Source organism: Marinobacter halotolerans, assembly GCF_008795985.1.
GTDB classification, from domain to species: domain Bacteria; phylum Pseudomonadota; class Gammaproteobacteria; order Pseudomonadales; family Oleiphilaceae; genus Marinobacter; species Marinobacter halotolerans.
Map to the genome: position 1 here is coordinate 854,842 of NZ_VMHP01000001.1, position 22,022 is coordinate 876,863.

At 58.1% G+C, this 22,022-nt stretch carries 19 protein-coding genes; 7 read left to right on the forward strand and 12 right to left on the reverse strand.

Translation table 11 applies throughout. From position 1 onward, the window contains the following. Positions 1–19: 19 nt before the first annotated feature. The 4 genes from FPL19_RS04050 to dctP form a co-directional block, all read right to left on the reverse strand. Positions 20–445, reverse strand: a complete 426-nt coding sequence (locus FPL19_RS04050; RefSeq protein ID WP_150910843.1) for a GlcG/HbpS family heme-binding protein — start codon at positions 443–445, stop codon at positions 20–22. Between the two features lie 16 nt (positions 446–461). Then, on the reverse strand, positions 462–2,012 hold the full coding sequence (locus FPL19_RS04055) for a TRAP transporter large permease (RefSeq protein WP_150910845.1): 1,551 nt from the start codon (positions 2,010–2,012) through the stop codon (positions 462–464). After that, complete coding sequence (locus tag FPL19_RS04060; RefSeq protein WP_150910847.1) at positions 2,009–2,722, reverse strand: TRAP transporter small permease subunit; 714 nt, start codon at positions 2,720–2,722, stop codon at positions 2,009–2,011. Before FPL19_RS04060 ends, FPL19_RS04055 begins: the two co-directional genes overlap by 4 nt. Positions 2,723–2,820: 98 nt before the next feature. Continuing rightward, positions 2,821–3,954 (reverse strand): TRAP transporter substrate-binding protein DctP, encoded by a 1,134-nt coding sequence (dctP, locus tag FPL19_RS04065; protein WP_150910849.1) that lies wholly within the window; start codon positions 3,952–3,954, stop codon positions 2,821–2,823. Positions 3,955–4,204: 250 nt separating this feature from the next. On the opposite strand from dctP, the gene FPL19_RS04070 reads away from it, so the two are divergent. The 6 genes from FPL19_RS04070 (at position 4,205) to FPL19_RS04095 (ending at position 9,243) form a co-directional block, all read left to right on the forward strand. Then, positions 4,205–4,978 (forward strand): FCD domain-containing protein, encoded by a 774-nt coding sequence (locus tag FPL19_RS04070; RefSeq protein ID WP_150910851.1) that lies wholly within the window; start codon positions 4,205–4,207, stop codon positions 4,976–4,978. A 108-nt stretch (positions 4,979–5,086) separates the two neighbouring features. After that, a complete protein-coding gene (locus tag FPL19_RS04075) occupies positions 5,087–5,857 on the forward strand; it encodes an ABC transporter ATP-binding protein (protein ID WP_150910853.1) in 771 nt (256 codons plus the stop codon). 98 nt (positions 5,858–5,955) lie between these two features. Further along, positions 5,956–6,717: a transporter substrate-binding domain-containing protein gene (locus FPL19_RS04080; RefSeq protein ID WP_150910855.1), complete on the forward strand. Its 762-nt coding sequence runs from the start codon at positions 5,956–5,958 to the stop codon at positions 6,715–6,717. 51 nt (positions 6,718–6,768) lie between these two features. Then, positions 6,769–7,473, forward strand: coding sequence for an ABC transporter permease (locus FPL19_RS04085; RefSeq protein ID WP_150910857.1), 705 nt, complete (start codon positions 6,769–6,771; stop codon positions 7,471–7,473). Positions 7,474–7,476: 3 nt separating this feature from the next. Beyond that, positions 7,477–8,199 carry an ABC transporter permease gene (locus FPL19_RS04090; protein ID WP_150910859.1) on the forward strand — a complete coding sequence of 241 codons (723 nt, stop codon included), beginning with the start codon at positions 7,477–7,479 and terminating at the stop codon, positions 8,197–8,199. A 12-nt stretch (positions 8,200–8,211) separates the two neighbouring features. Continuing rightward, positions 8,212–9,243, forward strand: a complete 1,032-nt coding sequence (locus tag FPL19_RS04095; protein WP_150910861.1) for a succinylglutamate desuccinylase — start codon at positions 8,212–8,214, stop codon at positions 9,241–9,243. Here FPL19_RS04095 and FPL19_RS04100 read toward each other — a convergent pair. Both FPL19_RS04100 and FPL19_RS04105 read right to left on the reverse strand, forming a co-directional pair. Next, positions 9,227–12,292, reverse strand: coding sequence for an efflux RND transporter permease subunit (locus tag FPL19_RS04100; protein ID WP_150910863.1), 3,066 nt, complete (start codon positions 12,290–12,292; stop codon positions 9,227–9,229). The genes FPL19_RS04095 and FPL19_RS04100 overlap by 17 nt on opposite strands. Then, positions 12,292–13,368 (reverse strand): efflux RND transporter periplasmic adaptor subunit, encoded by a 1,077-nt coding sequence (locus FPL19_RS04105; protein ID WP_150910865.1) that lies wholly within the window; start codon positions 13,366–13,368, stop codon positions 12,292–12,294. Before FPL19_RS04105 ends, FPL19_RS04100 begins: the two co-directional genes overlap by 1 nt. A 160-nt stretch (positions 13,369–13,528) precedes the next feature. Here FPL19_RS04105 and FPL19_RS04110 point away from each other — a divergent pair, with 160 nt between their 5' ends. Next, positions 13,529–14,179, forward strand: coding sequence for a TetR/AcrR family transcriptional regulator (locus tag FPL19_RS04110; protein ID WP_150910867.1), 651 nt, complete (start codon positions 13,529–13,531; stop codon positions 14,177–14,179). A 16-nt stretch (positions 14,180–14,195) separates the two neighbouring features. On the opposite strand, the gene astB is transcribed toward FPL19_RS04110, so the two are convergent. From astB to FPL19_RS04140, 6 genes are read right to left on the reverse strand one after another with little or no spacing between them, the layout of a single operon-like run. After that, the gene (gene astB / locus FPL19_RS04115; protein WP_150910869.1) at positions 14,196–15,536 is read right to left on the reverse strand and encodes an N-succinylarginine dihydrolase; all 1,341 of its coding nucleotides are present in this window, start codon (positions 15,534–15,536) and stop codon (positions 14,196–14,198) included. A gap of 11 nt (positions 15,537–15,547) precedes the next feature. Continuing rightward, positions 15,548–17,023 (reverse strand): succinylglutamate-semialdehyde dehydrogenase, encoded by a 1,476-nt coding sequence (gene astD / locus FPL19_RS04120; RefSeq protein WP_150910871.1) that lies wholly within the window; start codon positions 17,021–17,023, stop codon positions 15,548–15,550. A gap of 36 nt (positions 17,024–17,059) precedes the next feature. Next, the gene (gene astA / locus FPL19_RS04125; protein WP_150910873.1) at positions 17,060–18,175 is read right to left on the reverse strand and encodes an arginine N-succinyltransferase; all 1,116 of its coding nucleotides are present in this window, start codon (positions 18,173–18,175) and stop codon (positions 17,060–17,062) included. 28 nt (positions 18,176–18,203) lie between these two features. Beyond that, positions 18,204–19,220, reverse strand: coding sequence for an arginine N-succinyltransferase (locus tag FPL19_RS04130; protein WP_150910875.1), 1,017 nt, complete (start codon positions 19,218–19,220; stop codon positions 18,204–18,206). A 32-nt stretch (positions 19,221–19,252) separates the two neighbouring features. Then, on the reverse strand, positions 19,253–20,470 hold the full coding sequence (locus FPL19_RS04135; RefSeq protein ID WP_150910877.1) for an aspartate aminotransferase family protein: 1,218 nt from the start codon (positions 20,468–20,470) through the stop codon (positions 19,253–19,255). A 50-nt stretch (positions 20,471–20,520) separates the two neighbouring features. Next, on the reverse strand, positions 20,521–21,975 hold the full coding sequence (locus tag FPL19_RS04140) for an exonuclease domain-containing protein (protein ID WP_150910879.1): 1,455 nt from the start codon (positions 21,973–21,975) through the stop codon (positions 20,521–20,523). Between the last annotated feature and the right edge of the window lie 47 nt (positions 21,976–22,022).

The following is a 22,022-nucleotide window of genomic DNA, read 5'->3' on the forward strand; positions in this document are numbered from 1 at the left end:
AGAACCACTGAGACAGCAACTAACCCCGTTTAGTTTCAAAGTGATCCAGCCCAGCCTGGGCACAGTCCATGTCCTGCTGGGGTGTGCCGGAGCTGAGACCGATACCGCCCACCACTTCACCGTCGACGATGACCGGCAGGCCGCCTCCTACGGAACTGATACGCCCACCCACCTCGGTGTGGATGCCGAAGGCAAGCTTGCCCGGCACGTTTACCGCGTTGTAGTCGTGGGTGGCCTTTTTCGCCGCCGAGGCGGTGAACGACTTGTCCTGGGCAATAGTCACGCTGGTGATCTTGCCGCCGTCCATCCGCTCGAACGCGATCAGGTTGCCGGATTCATCGGTAATGGCGATGCACATAGGCACGCCGATTTCGCGGGCCTTTGCAGCCGCACCTTCGATCAGAATTTTCGCGTCGGCCAGATCCAGCCGGTTTATCGTCAACATTGGTTATTTCTCCTATTTATTGGCCGTAAACCAGGTTCGGAAGCCAGGTAACGGCACTTGGAATGAGTACGCAGATAAACAGCCCGAATGCCTGAATAAGCAGGAACACCAGCGAGGACTTGAAAATCGTGCCCATGGTGATGTCCGGCGGACAGACGCCGCGAATGTAAAACAACGCGTATCCGAAGGGCGGACTGAGAAACGACATCTGCATATTCACCAGATAAAGCACACCGAACCAGAGCACCACGTCCTCACCCGCAACACCCGGGAAGCCCAGCAAGCCGGGGAATTCAAGCGCTTCTACAATCGGGATGAAAATCGGCACCGCCAGCAACAGGATGCCCACCCAGTCGAGGAACATGCCCAGCACCACCAGAAGCACCATCAACAGCAGCAGAACCGCATAGGGAGACAGGCCGATGCCCAGAATAGTCTCAGTGATGAAGTCCTGGCCGCCCTGCAGGATATAGAATCCTACGAAGACGGACGCACCGAACATGATCCACAGCACCATGGCTGACGCCTTGGCCGTGGTGACCGACGCATCCCGCAGCGTGGCAATGGTAAAGACCTTGTGCTTCATCGCAACCAGGATGGCGCCAAAGGAGCCTATACCGGCCGCTTCAACCGGCGTGGCAACGCCACCGAACAGCAGCCCCAACACCAGGAACACCAGCACCAGTGGTGCAATCAGGTCTTTCAGCAGCAGCATTTTTTCTTTGAAGCCGATTCGCTCTTCTTCCGGCACCGGCGGCCCCAGCTTGGGGTTCAGCCAGGAACGGAAACCCACGTAAAATACGTAGAGACTGGACAGGATAAGACCGGGAATAACCGACCCGAGGTACAACTCGCCCACTGACTGCTGGGCGACCACCGCGTAGAGAATGGCCAGGATGGACGGCGGAATCAGAATGCCCAGGGTACCGCCTGCCATGATCGACCCCAGGGCAATTTTCTGGTCATACCCCCGTTTCAGCATCGCCGGCAGGGCGATAATGCCCATGGTGACAACAGCGGCGCCGATAACGCCAACCATGGCCGCAAGAATGGTGGAGGCAATGATAGTGGCAATCGCCAGGCCGCCGCCGAGGCCGCCCATCCACTTGTAGACCACGTTGAACATCTCTTCGATCAACCCGGCCCGTTCGAGCATGGAGGCCATGAAGATGAACAGCGGTATCGCCGCCAGATCCGAGTTGGTCATCATCGGGAAGATCCGGCTGGGAATGATGTTCAGCATCAGCGAATCGCCCACCAGATAGATGAACATGACGCCCAGGCCACCGGTTACGAACGCCAGAGGCAGCCCCATCATCAGCAACACGGCCAGAGAGCCGAACATGATGTAGGTGAGCGGACCTATTTTTACGTCGGACAGGGAACCCGAGAATTTGAACAGAAATTTTTCGTCGCTGAACGGGTCGTAAAACAGGATGTTGATGACTTCCACCAGCATCACAAAGGCAAGGGCCACCGTGGCAATAATCATCAGCCAGGTGCCGAGCTTGCCGATCAGGGGATTGCCGGGGCTGGAATTGGAGTTGGTCATGGAATCTGAGCTCATGCGTGTTGCTCCCGGCCGAGTTTAATGAAGATCGCGATGTCCTTGATCAGCTTCGACAGACCCGCCAGGAACAGCAGCAGGGCTCCGAACAGCATCACGCCTTTCACCGGCCAGTACTGTATCCCCCAGGTTTCAACGGTCCGCTCATCCATCGAGTAGGAGTTCTGGAAGAAGGTCCAGGAGGTAATCATTAGCGCGATGGCGAACATAAAGAAGAACATGGACGTGAAGATATCCATGCCCACACGACCGCGCGTCGGCAAGAAGTTGTAGACCACGTCCACCCGTACATGGGCGCCGTGGAGCAGCGCAAACGCGCCGGCCAGAAGGTATTGCATACCGAATAGCAGAAAGCTGGCCTCGTGTACCCAGATGGTGGGCTGGTTGAATGCGTAGCGCATGACCACTTCGAAGAAGTAGAAAACCACCGCGTTCACGGTCCAGAAAGAAATAAATACACCGGATTTTTCACTGATCCAGTCCACCGCTCTGGTGAACCAGTTGTTCACATCGCTGTAATCAACACTTTTTTTCAGTTCTGCTTCAATTTGCTGAAGCTTTTCGTTGGCCTCGGCATTCTTGTCGACAGCTTCCACACCACGCTGGGCATACCAGCGGTCCAGTGCCATCATGATCAGCGGCATAACCGCCAGCCAGCCCCAATAGAACCAATGAGGCATTACAAAGCCGAACGCACTCAAATCAGACATGTTGTTGTCACCTTAATCACAGAGCGGGGAAGGAGGAGTGCCCACTTACTGCACTCCCTACCCTTCCCCGTGATCAGTTTTGTTATGGTTTTACAGGCTTACATGCCTTTGGCAGCCTTGAGATCTTCCTCGGTGATGTAGCCCATGGTCGGGTTCATCATGTACTCAATCTGAATATCCAGAATCGCTTTGGCATCGTCATCCTTGCTGGCCCAGTTGAACCAGATCGGGATGGCCGCGCGACGGAACTTCTCAAGGTCGTCCTGGCCAAGGCGCGTGACCGTGTCACCCTCTGCCACGAACTTCTTCATCGCTTCGATGTTGCGCTTCTGAATGGTCAGATAGTGCTTCTGCGAGTAGTTGCGCACTTCATCTTCAACCAGTTGCTGCAGCTCCGGATCCAGCGCATTCCACGCGCGCAGGTTTACGGTGAGGTCCATCAGGTCCACCGGCTGGTAGACAGACATCACACCTGGAGGCCCGAACATGATGTAGTCGGTCACCTGGGAGAAGCCCAACTCGTAGTTCACCGCAGGGCCCACATAGTCAGCCGCGTCAATCGTGCCTTTCTCCAGAGCCGGGAAAATATCCGAGCCCGGCAGGCTGACGGTCGATACACCAAACTGCTGGAACACCTCGGCCACCATACCGCCGGGTACCCGCATCTTCATGCCTTTGAGGTCTTCCAGGCTGTTGACCGGCCGCTTGGAGTGAATGATGTTGGCATCGTGCTGAATCGGACCAACGTAGAACAGGCCGTACTTCTTATAGATTTCACGGGTTTTTTCCAGCATGCCCATGGAATAGAACATGATGTCCCAGTGGTGGGGCTGATCCGGACCGGCCGGGTAGGAAGACAGGAAAACCGTCGCGGGAATCTTGCCAGACCAGTAGAGGGTAAACGGGTTCATGCCCTGCAACACCCCATTACGCACCGCTTCGAACAGACCGTTGTTGTCTGCAGCCACCGATTTGGCCGGATAAGGCTTGATGATCAGCTCGCCGCCAGATTTCTCCTCCATGCTGTTGGCCCATTCTTCGAACAGGTCATAGCCTACGGTGCCCGCGTCCCAGACAGACTGAATCTTCCAGGTCGTGGCTGCCTGAGCCTGAAAGGACGCCAGCAGGCCGATACTGACAAAGGCAGCGGCAACAGCCAATGACTTCAGCCGCCCCCGTTTCGGCGCTGCGCGCTCAACCATCGTTTGTTCGGATTTATTGTTAGTGATCATCGACACATCTCCGTTGACATTGTTTTTATCTGCGTCAGGTAAACGTCGGTAGCTACCGACATTAACAACGATATTCGTCGGCGCCGGGGGTTTAGTCCAGAGGATTAGTTGCTGGTCAGACCAGTTTTACAATTACCTGTTAGACGAATCGCCTGAAATCGGCCATATTTAACGGATCAGAGACAAGTCGCAATTTCACAAAACGATAAAAAGCCACTGGTCGGACCAGTGGTGGATGTCAGGACCCAAAATGGCAATAGTTCAGGAAATTTCCTTCAGACTTGAACAGCTTATACTGGATGGTGGCCTGGCCCCGGAACAGAAAATGCCATCAGAGCGTCAGTTGGCGACCCGCCTGGGCGTTTCCCGGTCGGTTATTCGCGAGGCTCTGCATGAATTGCAGGGCCGGGGAGTGATTGAAACCCGCCACGGTAAGGGCTCCTTTGTGTCGCGGATCGTATCGTCCCATGAAGAGGGGGATGAAGAGGGCCCCCTGCTACAGATGTTCGCCGGCCACCCTCGCACGCTTTACGACCTGCTGGAAGTCCGTGAGCAGCTGGAAGGTCAGGCGGCGTTTCTGGCGGCTACGCGGGCCACACCGCAAGACCTGCACAAAATCACCAAGGCGTTCTCAATACTGGATCAGACCGACCCCCTTTCCAATGCCAGGCCCGACCACAACTTCCATCAGGCGATTGTGGAAGCGTCCCACAATCCGGTGCTGGTCCACGTACTGAACGGCCTGAAAAATCTGATGCTGATGACCGTGCAGGCATCGGTTGCCAACCTGAATCCCAGGGAATCCATGCGGAACAAGATTACCAGCCAGCACCGCCGGATCTATCAGGCTGTGATGGCCAGAAAACCCGAAGCTGCCAAGCGCTTGGCGACAGCCCATGTGCGGTTCGTGAGCGACTCCATGAGAGAAATAGAACGCCAGGGCACCAAGATTATCCGAGTATCCATGGATCAGCCGCTTGCGGAGAACGACGAAACAGCCGCGGAATCTCACAGCCATGCATAAGCGGCAAAAGACTTGCATAGCTGGTGTTCTCATCCACAATGGGTCTTGATTTCATAAATCGCAATCCGTAAAACATTGGCCTTTCACAGACAGCCGCAGGAGCTCCCCATGGCGGAATCAGCGCCTTTGATCTGCAGGGATATTCACAAGACCTTTGACCAGCTTGAAGTGCTCAAAGGCATTTCACTGGAAACCCGAAAGGGTGACGTTGTCTCGCTGATCGGAAGTTCCGGTTCTGGCAAGAGCACGTTTCTGCGCTGCATCAATATGCTCGAGACCCCCACGTCAGGCGACATTATTGTGCACGGTGACCCGATCCGGTTCACCAACAACCGCAAGGGCGAGCGCATTCCGGCAGACAACAAGCAGGTGGAACTGATTCGCGCCAAGCTTTCCATGGTGTTTCAGGGGTTCAACCTGTGGTCACACATGACCGTTCTGGAAAACATTACCGAAGCACCGATTCATGTTCTGGGCGTACCGAAAAAAGAAGCCATTGAGCGGGCGGAAGCCTATCTCAACAAGGTCGGCATCTATGAACGCAAGGACTACTACCCGGCGCAGATGTCGGGCGGACAGCAGCAGCGGGCAGCCATTGCCCGGGCACTGGCCATGGAGCCGGAAGTCATGCTGTTCGACGAACCTACTTCAGCTCTTGACCCCGAGCTGGTAGGCGAGGTTCTGCGGGTTATGCAGAATCTTGCAGAAGAGGGGCGCACCATGATCGTGGTGACCCATGAAATGGGTTTTGCAAGGGATGTGTCGTCTCAGGTCCTGTTCTTGCATCAGGGAGTGATTGAGGAGCAAGGCACGCCGGATAAGGTCTTCGACAATCCGGACTCAGAACGGATGAAGCAGTTTCTCGCTCCCAAGTTCTGATCTGCAGTGCTATCTTGAAAGCAGACAGCGAAAAGCAATAAGGCAGACTACTGTCGATAATAAAGCCCACAAGGCAATAACGATTGGAGAAGTGACTCATGAGAAAAATGATTTTTGCAGCAGGTGTTGCCCTGGCAGCACTTACCATGATGACAGGCGCTGCCCAGGCCCAGGAACAGAATCTTCGCATCGCCTTTGATGTGCCCTACGCGCCTTTTGAATACAAAGACGAAAATGGCAACCTGACCGGCTTTGAAGTGGAACTGGCCGAAGCCATGTGCAAGGAAATGGATGCCAACTGCGAGTTTGTTATCCAGGCGTGGGACGGCATGATTCCCGGCCTTCTGGCACGGAAGTTCGACCTGATCATGTCTTCCATGTCCATAACTCCGGAACGCGCCGAGCGAGTTCTGTTTTCAGAGCCCTACTACAACACCCCTGGCGGCTGGTTCGCCCGTGAAGGCTTCGACACCGACGTGACCAATATGGACGCGATGGAAGGCAAAGTTGTGGGCGTTCAGCGCGGCACCACCATGGACACCTACGTCACCGAAAACATGGGCGGCGTCGTTACCATCAAGCGTTACACCACCGCCGACGACATGGTTCTGGACCTGGAAGGCGAGCGTCTAGACGTTGTGTTTGTAGACTACCCGGTGGGTGAGCAGACCATCCTGTCGAAGGAAGGTTTTATTGAAGTCGGCGAGCCGGTCAAACTTGGCGAAGGTGTTGGTGTTGCCATGCGCAAGCGCGACAAAGAGCTGGCCGAGGAAGTGAATGCCGCGCTCCGGACTCTGAAAGACAATGGCACTTACGATGCCATCATGAACGAATACTTCAACTACGACATCAAGATGTAAATCAGGCCTGGGGTGGCCATTCTGGCCACCCCAACCGACCGGACCCTTTTCATGATCGACCTGAAAGGCTATGGCCCCGAACTTCTGGACGGTGCCATTATTACCATCGAACTGGCCTTCCTCTCTCTGGCTCTGGCGCTGGCCCTGGGTCTGATCGGCGCCTCTGCCAAACTATCAAACAGCCGTGTTGCCGTCGGCATCGCGACCACTTACACCACCCTGATACGTGGTGTACCGGATCTGGTCATGATGATGCTGTTCTACTACGGCGGCCAGGTAACGGTAAACGCACTCTCGGATATGATCTGGCAGGCCTACGAAATCGACTTTTTCTTCCAGTTCGATCCTTTTATCTCCGGCACGATCACGATAGGCCTGATCTTCGGAGCCTATATGACCGAAACCTTCCGGGGCGCCTTTCTGGCAGTCGAAAGCGGCCAGATAGAAGCGGCGCGTGCCTACGGCTTTACCCGCTGGCACACCTTTCGCCGGATTATTTTCCCGCAGATGCTGCGCCACGCGCTGCCGGGTATTGGCAATAACTGGCAGGTTCTGCTCAAAACCACGGCCCTGGTGTCCATTATCGGGCTGACGGATATGGTGCGCGTTGCCGAAGAGGCGGCCAAGGCGGAACGCATGCCCTTCCACTTCTTTATCCCTGTCGCATTTGTGTATCTGAGCCTGACAGCCTGCTCGGAGCTCTTCATTCGCTGGCTTAACAAACGCGCCAATGCCGGCGTGGTGCAGGGGAGCTAGGCCATGCCGGAATTTCTGACGGAACTGTTTAGCAGTAATGAGATTTTTACCGCCACAACCCTGATGGTCTACTGGGATGGCTTGGTGACTACCGTGCACCTGGTGTTCCTGTCGCTGATTCTGGGGCTGTTTCTGGCCGTGCCCCTGGCGATTATGCGCACCTCGAAAAACCCGCTGATCAACGGCCCCGTCTGGCTGTTTACCTATGTGTTCCGTGGCACGCCGCTGCTGATTCAGCTGTACATCATTTACTACGGCATTGCGCAGATCCACGGCATTCAGCAGACCTTCTGGTGGGATATTTTCCGTGAGGCCTTCTACCCGGCGTTACTGGCGTTCACCCTCAACACTGCCGCCTACACCACGGAGATCATCCGCGGCGCCATTGTGGCCACACCGAACGGCGAAATCGAAGCGGCCAAGGCCTACGGCATGAACTGGGCCATGCGCATGCGCAGAATCGTACTGCCCAGCGCCGCCCGCCGTGCTGTGCAGGCCTATTCGAACGAAGTAATCTTCATGCTGCACTCTAGTGCCATCGCCAGCGTGGTGACGCTGATGGACCTCACCGGTGCCGCCCGGGTTATCTATTCCCGGTTCTACGCACCGTTCGACGCTTTCATATTCGTGGCACTGATCTACATGGTGCTGACGTTCATTCTGGTGTTTGTCTTCCGCAAACTGGAAAACCACCTGCTGCGCCATCAGCGCCCTGTAAGCAGCTAGAACCGGAGCATTATGTCGGTCAAACAACAGCTTTTCGGTGCCAGCCTGGACTGGCTCTCCCATACGACTTCGTCCACAACTCGGGTGACCGACGAGAAAATCGTGGTGATGAGCGACGGTACCGGCGTTCAGTTGCAGGATGCCGGTCTGCTATACCTGACCCCTCCACCCGATCGCCCCAACCCCAATGGCGAGGCGCTAATCGTATCGGCCGGCATCCATGGTAACGAAACCGCCCCCATTGAAGTGCTCAACGGTCTGGTTGATGAGCTGCTTGAGGGGCATTGGAACCTGGCCTGCCCGGCATTGTTGATTCTGGGCAACCCGCTGGCGATTGATCTGGGCGATCGGTTCATGGACGTTAACCTGAACCGCCTTTTCAGCGGCGCGCACCAGAAACCGGAATACGCCAACCTGCCCGAAGCCGAACGCGCGCGGCGGCTTGAGGACGCCTGCAAAGCTTTCGCCCAGCGACATCCTGACGGCCTTAGCCACTATGACCTGCATACCGCCATTCGTCCGTCGTTGCATGAGAAATTTGCGCTCTATCCGTTTGTGCCAGGCAGGCAGCTTCCAGATGCACAAACCAAATTTCTGCTGGAAGCCGACGTGAAAACGCTGCTGCTACAGCACCGGGAAGGCACAACCTTTGCGGCCTTCTCGTCAGCGGAACTGGGGGCAGAGAGCTTTACGGTAGAGCTGGGCAAGGTCAGGCCCTTTGGCCAGAACGACCTGCAGAGTTTTAGCGGCATCCGCGATGCACTTCGCCGCCGCTTCAAGGGCGAGCCGCCACCGGATACGGTCACCCCGGAGCAGCCAGCCCTGTTTGAGGTGGTCCATGAGATCATCAACACCGGTGAGGATTTCCGATTCCACGTGCCGGACGATGTCGCCAACTTTACCGACTACCAGCCCGGCACCGTGATCTGGGAAGACAGCACCACCCACTACGCGGTGGGCGACACTCCCGAGGCGATCATTTTCCCCAATCGTCAGGTGCCGGTTGGCCAGCGCGTCGGCCTGATGGTCAGGCGGGTGCGTTGACCGGATCGGCCACCCTGCTCTTGATCAGGTAAATGCAGACGGAAGGCACCACCAGAAGCGTAAGAACCGTGGACGCCAGCAGCCCGGAAATAATGGCCCAGGCCATGGGCGGCCAGAGCGTCGAGCTCGAGAACGCCAGGGGCAAAAGACCAGCAACCGTGGTGGCCGTGGTCAGCAGAATCGGACGCGTACGCTGTTCCACCGCCTTGCGGACCGCATCCCGGATCGCATCGCCCTGCTCCAGCTTCCGGTCCATCACATCCAGCAAAACAATGGCATTGTTCACCACAATGCCCACCAGCGCGATAACCCCCAGCAAAGACTGAAAGCCGAAGGGCGAGCCGGACAGCACCAGGCCAGGGAATATGCCCACGGTTGCCAGCGGTACGGTCAACAGAATAATGCCCACCCTCCGGAAGGAATTGAACTGCAGCAACAGGAAGAACAGCAACAGCAGCACGCCGATGGGCGCTGTGGTCATCAGGGCATCGTTGGCCTCGCCCGAGCCTTCGGCATCACCGCCCATTGCAAGCCGGGTTCCCGGCGGCAGCGGATTGTCCGCCAGCGAGGCATTCAGCCCTTCCAGGGCCTGACTGAAGCTGTAGCCCACCAGCAGGTTTGACCAGACCGTATTCATCCGGGTGCCGTTGCGCTGATAGAGCGCGGCAGATTCCCAGGCAGTATCCACTGAGGCAATGGCAGATAGCGGAACCGCCTCTCCACGGTCGTTATAGACATTGATCGACAGCAGGCGTGACAAGGACAGATTGACACCCTCCCGCGAGCGCAGCACCAGCGGAATCGGGTCCTTTTCCTGGCGATACTGTTCAGCCACCACGCCAAAGCTCTGGCCGTATAGGCTCTGGGCCACGTCGGAACGATTCAGCCCGAAACGCGCCGCGCTAGCATCATCCACGTTGATCGAAATACTGGGCACCCCGGGATCCAGGTTATGGCGAACGTCCACCGTGCCCTCTACCCGTCGCAAGGCAGAAAAGACCTGTTCTACAGCTTTGGCCCGGGTTTCATCATCGGCGTGATAGACCCGGATCTCTACCGGTGCCGGGCGCGGCGGCCCCTGCCCCAGAATGCCCACCGTCACCTGCAGCTCCGGAAACTCAGTGCGGGCATGTTCGCGAATCCAGCGCACCATTTCGGTGGTGTCTTCAAGCGTAGGGGTTTCAATCACAATGCGGCCACGATTGGGCGCTTTCGGTTCCCGCTGCAGGTTGTAATAGAAGCTGGGCCCGGTGAAACCGGTAAACCGGTGAATCTTCAGCGCGTTCTCCCGGCTCCGGATGGCTCGCTCCAGATCGGCGGCCACGTCTGAAGTACGCTTCAGATCCGTCCCCTCCGGCATATAGAGCTCAACCACGACCTGGGGCCGGTCGGCATTGGGGAAAAACTGTTTCTTCATGAAAGGCGTCATGGCAACACTAATGCCCACAAGCAGTGTGCCTGCCAGAATCAACAGGCCCGGCCGTTTTGCCACCAGAGTGCCCAACGAACGGGCAAAACCAATCAGCCGGTCTTCCCGCATGCCGCTCTGCCGGGGTTTGAGGAAGCGGGCCGCCAACAGGGGCACCGCCGATATGGCCAGCAGGTAGCTTACCGTCAGCGTCAGCATCACCATGACCGGCACACCCCGGGTGAAGTCTGCGGTGCCACCCTTGGAAAGCAGCAGAGGCGCAAATGCCGCCAGCGTGGTGCCCGTGGAAGCGCCGAGGGGGCCAGCCAACTCCTTCACCGCCCGCGTAGTGGCATCGAGCCGTCTCATACCTTCATCAAGGTAGCCCTGAATGCTCTCAACAATCACGATGGCGTTATCGATCAGGATACCCAGCGAAATCACCATACCGATCACGGCAATCTGATGGAGTACCCCGCCGCCCAGGTCATACAACCCGACGCTGATCAACGCCACCATCGGCAATATGGACGCCACCAGCAGCCCCATACGTATGCCCATACCGGTAAACACCACCGCCACGATGATGATCACCGAAAACACCAGAGACCAGGCCAGATTGTCCAGGCGCTGCTCTACCTTGTCTGGCTGAAAGAACATTTCCCGGATCTCATAGGGCGCGAAATCCGATTCAATCAGATCCAGGCGCTCCCGCACCCTTTCACCAAAACGGATAGCGTCGGTTGAGCCTTCCTCCATGAACAGCGAGACCAGCACGACCCTCTCACCGTCATACCAGGCTTCGGGTTCGCGGGGCTCGGAAGGGCCACGCCAGATATCGGCGGCGGCTGCCAGAGGCACCTGGGAGCCATCGGGCAACTCAATGGGTGTGGCACGGATAGCGTCGATACTGACGAATTCGCTGTTGGGCAGCACCGATACCCGGCGCCCCTCAGACACAATATACCCTCCGGGGATGGTCTGGTTACGCTGGGCCAGAGTGTTCAGAACCCGCGCCGGCGAGATGCCAAGCTGGTACATGGCCGCATCATCCAGCGCCAGGGTCACCTGCTCTTCGGTGTCTGCCTCCAGTTCAACCCGGGACATACCCCGGAGATCTGAAAGATTGTCTTTGAGCCGCTCGGCCACATCGCTGAGCTCCGAGATTGATGCGGCCCCGCTGACGGCCAGAATAATGGCCGGAATATCGATAAGCCGATCATCCAGTACCATCTGCCCGACATCATCCGGGAACTCCAGGCGGGCACGGTCCATGGCCTGACGAACCCGGTCCCAGGCGGCGTCCGTTTCATAAATGGTGTCGTTCAGGCGCAGCCGGAATATCGCCACACCGGTGCGGCCGGTGGACTGGGTCCAGTCCAGCTCTTCCACCTGCAGTAGCTCTTCAGAGAGCGGGTCCACCACCAGACGGTTCACCGCCTCGGCGCTGGCCCCGGGGTAGTTCACGGTAATCAGTCCTGCCCGATAGGGGAAAGAAGGGTCTTCCTGCCGGGGCATGGTGCTGTATGCGGCAATGCCCAGCACGCACATCATGACCACTACCATGCCCAGCAGTCGCTGGAATTTCAGCAGCCGGGAAGTCTGTCGTTCGTCCGGAGTCTTCGAGGGGTCGGAGGCCATCAGCGCACCTCCACGGCGTCGCCGTCGGTCACCTTGGTCATGCCGGCGTATATCACCTGGTCGCCGGCGCTGAGTTCACTGGAATCCACCACGACCCGCTCCCCGACGATCCGCTGGACGGTCACCGGAACCCGAAGCGCGATTCCGTCTGCCACGCGGAACACGCTGGCGCCGCCGTTCGATTTCATCACAGACAGTATGGGCACGGTGGTGGCCGTAACGGTAGTCGGGGTAATACCCACTTCAACGGGCTCGCCCGGCTCCAGCGTATTGGCCGGCAGACTGACCAGGATCGGGTGCAGCTCGCCCCTTACACTGCCCGCCTGGGCGATTTCCACCACAGACCCCGTGACTGTTGCGCGGTTGCGATCCTGAACAGACCAGACCGGCAATTCGTCGGTCACCGCGACATGTTCAAGAATGTAGGCAGGAACCCGGACCTCCACTTCCTGGCCCATGGGTGAGGAAAGTCTCAGCACCGGTTGGCCGGCAGCCACGAACTCGTCCTGCTCGACCAGCAAGGCCTCTACCCGCCCGGCAAACGGTGCCCTCAGTTCACTTTCCTCAAGCAGACGAGTCGCCTCTGACAGAGAGGCTTCCGCGGTTGCCATGCTGGCCCGCAGACTGTCGCGGCGGGAGGCCAGCTGCTCCAGAGTCTGTTCCGACACAACGCCGCGCTCGTACAGACTGCGGGAGCGTTCCCACTCTCGCTGGGCCTGCTGGAACTGCGTGCGCAATTCGTCCAGCCTGGCGGCCGCCGAATCCCGCGCGGGCTCAAGCCCGGGGTTATAGACTCGCGCCAGCAGATCACCGGCGGTGACCTTCTGCCCCAGCTCCACTGCCTGCTCTACCAGATTGCCACTGACCTGAAACGTCAGCGTCGCCCGCTGGGCCGCCTGCACAATGCCCGAGAACCGCAAAGGAATTCCCTCCGTCTGACCACCGGTCACGTCCGCCGTACGCACCGCAACCGCCTGGCTACCCTGTGCTGCCTGCGGCTCTGTGGATTTACAGCCCGCCACCAGTACCAGCGTCGCGGCCATCAATGACGCAATCAGGGGGGTCCGGATAGTCATTCTGTCGGTTCCTTTTAAAAGAGTGCTTTTTTAGAGTCCTTTCTTCACTTTAATAAAACCTTGATATCGACATCATGTCACTCTTTGACAGATTGTCAATAATCGGTTCTTATCCGCTATACTCTATCGAGTACTTTTGCCAACCCAGCACGGGAAAACCATGAGTGAACCGCTGAAAACCCGAAGAGAGAAAGAAAAACAGGCCCGCGCCGAGGCTATTCTTGATGCAGCGGAACTGGTGTTTTCCGAGAAGGGCTACGAGCGTACGTCCATGGACGATATTGCCCGTACCGCCAATCTCAGCCGGGCGCTACTGTATGTCTATTTCAAGGACAAGTCGTCGATCCAGCGGGGAATCATGCTGAGGGCAGGTCAGAGCCTGTGCCGCCGTTTCGAGGAAGCCAGGGCGACCGCTGGCTCCGGGCTGGCACAGATCACCGCCATGGGCCATGCCTATTACCAGTTTTACCGGGAAGAGCCGGACTACTTCACCTACCTGACCACCGCGTCAACCGCGATGGCCAGCGCCGATGAGGAGCAGGCGGACGCCATGATGTGTTCAAAATCGGAGATGATGGGGTTGATGGTGGGCGCGATCCGCTTGGGTATTGAAGACGGCACCATTAATGCCGACAGGATTCATGATCCGCTTGAAACCGCACTCTACCTCCGAGGGGCGCTGCACGGGGTCATCATGCTATGCCAGAGCGAGCAGGCGGCCCTGGATGCAACCGGCAGCCAGAGCCACATTCCCGCGGAATCACTGATCCGCCACACCATGCATATGCTGACCACATCCATCGCTTCCTAGCGGACGGGCGAAAGTGCTAGAGCTGGAAGTCGTAGATCGAGCCCAGCCCGAGAATACCGCTCAACTCATCCAGCGCCTTGCGAACCTCTTCCAGCAACATGGGGTCACCCAGGTCTTCCTGACTCAGCCGGTCACGGTAATGGGCTTCAACCCAGGTGATCAGGCGCTGATAGAGCGCGTCCGTCATCAAAACGCCCCGATGCATGGCACCCAGTTCCTCTTCGTTCAGCACTACCCGCAGCCTGAGGCACGCAGGCCCGCCGCCATTGCGCATGGACTGCTTGACGTCGAACACCTCCACCGAGGTAATCGGCCCACCACTGCCGACCAGTTCATCAAGGTAGCGGCTGACGGTCCGGTTTTCGCGGCATTCGCCGGGCACCGCCAGCATCATGCCATCCGGGGTGTTCAACAGCTGACTGTTGAACAGATAGGACGCCACCGCATCATCCAGCGGCACCTGCTGTCGACTGACCCGAACCGCTTCAAGTTCGGCACCGCTCAGACGGCTGCGAATATCCGACAGCACCCGGTCTTCATCCAAAAAGGCCAGCTCATGATAGAAAAGCGTATTGCCATTACCCACGGCAATCACGTCATTGTGAAAAACGCCGGCATCGATGGCTTCCGGATTCTGCTGGGCAAAGACGACATTGCGGTCATCCAGACCATGGAGCCGAGCAACGGCCTGTGAGGCTTCAAGGGTCTGCCGTGCCGGATAGAGCTTCGGTGCCGGAGCCCGTTCGTTGAAAGCCACCTGGCCATAGACGAACAGCTCCACGCCCGGGTCGCCGTAGCCATTGCACAACCGCGTATGGTTAGCCGCACCTTCATCACCGAACTGGCTGACCGAAGGCAGCGCCGGGTGATGTGCAAAGAAGGCGTCATCCGCAAACATGGCTCTCAGGGCCCGACCGGTGACCGCATGCTCGATAGACCGGTGGAATTTGGCACTGAGATTTGCGGGCGTGAAATGCACCCGGTGATCCGCCGTGTCGGCGCTGGGGGATACGGTCGCCGCGTTCGCTGTCCACATGGTGGAGGCAGAGGACACCGCCGCCAGTAGCGAAGGATGCTCTTTCGCAACCTTGCGCAGCACCTCTTCATCCGTGCCCCTGAAACCCAGCGACCGGAGTGTGGGCAGGTGCGGCCGCTCGTGCGGGGGCAGCACACCCTGAACATAGCCACGGTCCGCCAGTTGCTTCATTTTGGCCAAACCCTGCAACGCCGCCTCTTTGGGATTGGACACCGCATGGACATTGGACTTGGAAGCCACATTGCCCCAGGACAATCCGGCGTAGTTGTGGGTCGGCCCTACCAGGCCATCAAAATTGGCTTCTACTGCGCGTGTGGCCATGATCGGTTCCGTTAGTCGAAGTTCAGTCCCGGTGCGAGGGAATCCGGCATTTCACTTTTTTCGGCTTCAAGCGATGCCATCGGCCATGCACAGTAATCCGCCGCGTAATAGGCGCTGGGCCGGTGGTTGCCACTGGCACCGACGCCGCCAAAGGGTGCGGCACTGCTGGCACCGGTCAGCGGCCGGTTCCAGTTGACGATGCCGGCGCGAACCTCCTCGGTCAGCCGTTCATAGAGCAACCGGTCGTCGGTCAGTATTCCCGCAGACAGACCAAAACGGGTGTCGTTGGCCAGCTCCAGCGCGTGATCAAAATCCCGGTAGCGGTGAACCGTCAGCAACGGACCGAAAAATTCCTCGTCGACCATTTCAAGCCCGGTCACATCCACAATACCCGGCGACAGCAGGCCCGTGTCTTCCTTCAGGCGTTTCATTTCCAGCAGGAATTCGCCGCCTTTCTGAAGCAAGCTCTGCTGGGAATCCAGCAATTTATCCGCCGCCTCGGAAGAGATCACCGAACCCATAAACGGTTGTGGGTCTGCATCGAACTCTCCCACGGTGATCTGGCTGACCACACTGACAAACCGGTGAAGGAAATGATCCCCCTGATCACCCTCTGGAATCAGAAGGCGCCGTGCGCAGGTGCAGCGCTGTCCGGCAGAAAGATAAGCCGACTGCAGGGCATGATGCACGGCACCATCGATATCCGCCACATCCTGAACAATCAGCGGGTTGTTGCCACCCATTTCAAGGGCGAGAATTTTCTCCGGCTGGCCGCCAAACTGTTTGTGCAGCAGATGGCCAACGGTGGAACTGCCGGTAAAGAACAGCCCGTCGACACCGGGATGCCCCGACAACCCCTTACCGGTATCCGCGCCACCCTGAATCAGATTGATCACTCCGCCTGGCAGGCCCGCCTTCTCCCATAGTTTCACGGTCATCTCTGCCACGCCGGGTGTCAGCTCACTGGGTTTGAAAACCACCGTATTGCCTGCCAGCAACGCAGGGACAATGTGCCCGTTCGGCAAGTGTCCCGGAAAATTATAGGGGCCGAAAATGGCGACCACGCCATGAGGCCGGTGCCTGAGCACAGCATGACCGCCAGCAACATCGGACTCGCTGTGACCGGTGCGGTCGTGATAGGCATTGATGGAAATTGCGATCTTGCCAATCATCGCCGCCACTTCAGTGCGGGATTCCCACAGGGGTTTTCCGGTCTCGAGGCCTATCTGATGGGCCAGCTCTTCCTTGTTGGCGTCCAGCTGTTTACCGAAGGCCTCGATAATGGCCTGCCGGTCTTTAAACGGCGTCCGCCGCCACTGGGGGAAAGCACCACGGGCTTCCCGTACCGCCGCGTCAATATCTTCGAAATTGGCACCCACACCGGACCAGACCACTTCCCCAGTGACCGGCTGCACCGATTCAAATTCTTCACCGTGCCCCTGCATCCACAGTCCGTCGATGTACAAGTCACCCGAGAGGTTACCCATACAGATTCTCCTATTGCTCTTGCCGGTTGCTGATATTCAGGCCTTGGAGGACCTGCCGACGTGATTGATGTCTCTATGATGCTTGTTGGGATTCGTCCCCGCATCCTTCAAGGGTGCAAGCCGAACCCTATCGCCAGCTTCGACTTCCAGCGCCCGGGCCACTGGCTCAGTCAGGGAGATGGTGTCGATGTTGACGCAATCAGCCGGAACGGTGGTAACACGGAAATTCCGGAACGAACCATTACATACCATAACCTCTTCGCCCCTCGGCAAATCAGCCGGTTGTGCCGCTGTTGCCCTGGATTTTCCGGACCGGATCATCACGATGCGGTCAGTGGATTCACGCACTGTGCGAATGTTGTGAACAAACGCCTCAACCACCGGTCCACCGTCAAAAATATCCACCATCCCGTTAAAGTTGAACCCCTCTGCCTGCAGCATTTTCAGGGCCGGGGCGGTGTTGTCGTGCACCCGCCCGATCACCGACCGCGCCTCGTCTGGCAGCATCGGCAGATAGATGGGGAACTTGGGCATCAGTTCGGCAATGAAGGATTTGTTGCCCAGCCCCGACAGGGTATCCGCCTGGGTAAAGTCCATATCGAAAAACCGACGGCCCAGAGCATCCCAGAGCGGGCTACGCCCATCCTTGTCCGACACCCCGCGCATCTCGGCAAACACCTTTTCGGAAAAATGCTTGCGGAAATGGTCCAGGAACATGAACCGGCAGCGGGACAGCAGCAGACCGTTACCACCGCCGCGATGGGAATCGGACAGCAGCAGCGAGCAGATCTCCGAGGTGTCGGTCATATCGTTGGACAGATGCAGCGTGGGGGTCCGCACATGCACGCCCAACTCCCGCGAGGCATTCACGGTCACGCTCAACCGGTAATTATAGAAAACCTCATCCAGACCCACCCGGGCCTGGATGCCACTGATACCCACACACTGCTCCAGCTCGGTATCTTCCAGCGCAAACAGGTACAGCCCCGCTTCCGGGGCGCAACGCTGATCAAAGGTGTCGCGGGCATGACGGATCTTGCGCAGCAGAAGGTCGCGATCTGCCGGCAGGGTTGTCAGACCCTTGCCTGCCGATTGCGCCATGGCGTAGAGCGCCTCCAGGTCATTTTCCTGGAGAGGGCGAATTAACAGCATGGCGATCTCCCGAGTTCTGGTGTCCTGTTCATAGCGGCGACACCCGTACCTGCCCACCGGCGTCCAGGCCAAGACAATGCCAGGTTCTGACCGGCACCTTGACGTCGCCGGAGAGGGTTTCGGTCATGGGACTGATCGTGCACCGGAACTGCGCCTGGGAATTCCCGCAAATCAGGTACAGGTCGCCCTCTTTTGAAGCGCTACCGTGCAGTGTGCCAGGCAGGCTGGAAACCACTGTCTTGAGGCTGTCTGTCCGGGCTTCCAGTACCGGCCCGGCATCAAAAATATCCAGGTAGGCGCCCGCACGGAACCCCTCACGCTGCAGCAGCTCATAGGTTGCCCGGGTTTTCTCATGGGCCTGGCCCAGGGCTGCCTGCGCCTCTGGTGTCAGCAGCGTGACGTAGATGGGATTCGGCGGCATCAGCTCGGCAATAAAGGTTTTGCTCAGGGCTCCGGAATGCTGGTCGGCGGTTTCAAAATCCATATTGAAAAAATGCCGCCCCAGGCTGTCCCAGAAGGGAACGTCGCCGTTCTCCGTCTGCACACCCTGAATCTCCACCACGATCTGATCGGTAAACAGATCCCGGTGGCTGGCAATAAACATCATTCGGGCCCGGGACAGCAGCTCGAATGCATCGGTGCCCCGCAGTTCCGGGTCGATGGTAAATGCGCAAAGCAGGGTGTGGTCCGTCAGGGCATGGGACGGATAGAGAACGTCCACCCGGTGCGAGACCCCAAGCTCGTGGGACGCATGGATCAGCGCATCCTGTCGGTAGTTGTAGAAAGGCTGCCCGTGCCCTGCCCGTGAATCGATGCCGGCAACGCCGCGCACCGCGCCGGTTTCAGTGTCTTCCAGTACAAACAGAAAACGCAGGGTTTCGTCGGGGTCAGCAGTTCCTTCGAAGGCGCGGACAGACTGCTCAATCTTTTCCGCCAGCGCCTCGTCTTTTCTGGGCAGGGTTGAAGACAGCCGGGGTCCAACACCCCCGGCCAGCTCCAGAATTGCCTTAAGGTCGCCCGGCTGAGCCGGTCGCACCAGCCACATAGGCAGCTCCCTTTTGTTATCGGATGATCGGCTTATTGACTGCAAACGGTTTTCACAGCCGCTTCAAAGCGGGTCAGCGCCTCATCGATATCAGGTTCAGGAATGATCAGGGACGGTGCCAGACGGATGACGTTTGGACCGGCAATAAGCACCATAACGCCTTCTTTGATGCCGGCCGCCAGAAACTCCTTGGCCCTGCCCTGCCATTTTTCTGTCATCACACAACCCAGCAGCAGGCCGGCACCGCGGACCTCGCTGAACACCCCGTAACGTTCACCAATGTCCATCATGCCCTTGCGCAGCTTGTCGGAACGGGCAGCCACCCCCTTGAGGATGTCGGCCTGGCTTACGGTATCAACCACCCGCTGGGCAACGGCACAAGCCAGCGCGTTGCCGCCATAGGTGCTGCCATGGGTACCCACGCCCAGACTCTCTGCGATCGCCGCGGTTGTCAGCATGGCAGCCACCGGGAACCCGCCACCGAGGCTTTTTGCGGTGGACAGGATATCCGGTGTTACACCGTATTTCTGATAGGCATAGAAATGACCGGTGCGCCCGACACCGGACTGGACTTCATCAAATACCAGCAGGGCGTTGTGCTGGTCACACAGCTCGCGCAGGCCCTTCAGGAAATCCTCATCGGCGGGCATGACGCCGCCCTCACCCTGAATCGGCTCCACGACCACGGCGCAGGTTTTCTCTTTGGAAATCAGTTTCTTTACAGACTCCAGATCATTGAAGTCCGCATGATGGATACCGCCGGGAGCAGGCTCGAAGCCTTCCAGGTACTTGGGCTGCCCGCCCACACTGACGGTAAACAGGGTGCGCCCGTGGAAAGCATTCTTGAAGGCAATGATCTCGTGCTTCTCTGGTCCGTGATGCTGCCAACTGTAACGCCGGGCCAGTTTGAAGGCCGCCTCGTTGGCTTCGCCACCTGAGTTTGCGAAAAACACCCTTTCCGCGAAAGTCAGGTCACAAAGTGTCTTGGCCAGACGCAAAGCGGGCTCGTTCGTCATCACGTTGGACAGGTGCCAGAGCTTCTCAGCCTGCTCCATCAACGCGCCTACCAGGCCCGGATGCGAATGCCCGAGGCAGGTCACCGCAATGCCACCGGCAAGATCAATGAATTCGCGGTCTTCCTGGTCCCAGATCCGGGAACCTTCCCCGCGGACCGGAATCACCGCCCCGGGGGCGTAGTTGGGCACCATGACTTCATCAAATAGTTCGCGACTGACCGGCTGTTTATTCATCGGATTCTCTCAGAACAGGAAACTGGAACATTGACACTATAGTACGCCACTCAGGGCATCATCACATCCGGGGAACCCACAGCATCCAGCTCAATGATTTGCAGCGAACGCTCCCTGGATCCAGCCATCAGGGTTTTTGCGATCAGCCTGTAGGAATCCAGATCAAACGTGACCGCCTGGCTACGCAGTGACAGATCCTCGAGCTCCTGATAGTCATGCACGGTGGCCACATGCATCCAATTGTAGACTATGAGGATATCCGTCCGATCGTTTTCCGGATTGCGTTCGACGACCCCGACCGGCCCCTTCCAGGGCCAGGTTCTCAGACGCAGGTTGTGAAAGGCAATCTGCATTCGCAGGTTATACTTCACCCGGTCCTCGCCACCGTCGCAGGCACCCCTGCAGCGCCCGAGCGTACGCTGGAAACAGGGACCCGCCTGGTCCGGCTCAAGCCCGAGCAGCTTGTTGCAAAGGTCGTTTTTGGCCGCAATACCACTGAGTGCGTTCTCGGCGTCCCTCTTGCTGCGGAACAGGCCAAAATAGTCCCCCAGCCGATGCGGCTCGATTTCCCGGACCAGGCGAGCCTGAAGATAACCCTCGCTGTTCTCTGTCAATTCAATGCTCACAAGATTCTTGGCGGCCCGGGAACGACGGTTGAACAGCGGTTTCATCTGCTTGATCTGCTTCAGCTCCAGCAGCAGCGCGCCCAGCTCGCCGGCGGTTTCAGTCCAGTCCACCCGCCGCAGACTTTCCGACATCCTCACCCCGCGACTGGTGTTGTGGTCGCCGGAGAAATGCGACGCCACGCGTTGGGCAATGTTGGTGCTCTTGCCTACGTAAAGCAGCGCATCGTTTTCGCCATAAAAACGATAGACCCCCGGCGCCCGGGGCAGATCATGGAGAATGTCCGTGGGAAGGTGGGACGGAATGCTGGGGCGCTGCAACAGTGTATTCAGGGCTGTGGTCATGGAGTCTGCCCCATGATCCGCCAGCGCCCGCTCGAAAAAGGCCAGCATGGCAGCCACATCCCCCATGGCCCGATGGCGCTGCACCTGGGCCAGGTTGTGGCGGGCAATCAACGCATCCATATTGTGGCGCCGGAACTCCGGATAAAGCTTGCGGGACAGTTTGACGGTGCAGAGTACCTTCGCCGAAAACAGCCGGCCAAGACGGCGGAACTCGGACTTGATAAAGCCATAGTCAAAGCGTGCATTGTGGGCAACGAAGACCTTGCCCTCGAGCTGCGCTTCCAGGTCGTCCGCGATTTCCTCGAACCTGGGGGCATCAGCAACCATTTCGTTGGAAATGCCGGTGAACCGCTCGATGAAAGGCGAAATCCGGGCTTCCGGATTGAGCAGTGTCTGCCACTCGCCGACAACTTCTCCGCCCTGCCAGAACCGGATACCGATTTCTGTAATACGGTCCCGTGAGGAATTTCCGCCGGTCGTTTCGATATCGAGAAAAGCGAAGGTTTGTTTTTGCAGCAAGTCAGAAGGCTTTGTCATAACAACATCATACGTCATTCTGGACGCTGTAGATGGCCCTGTGACGG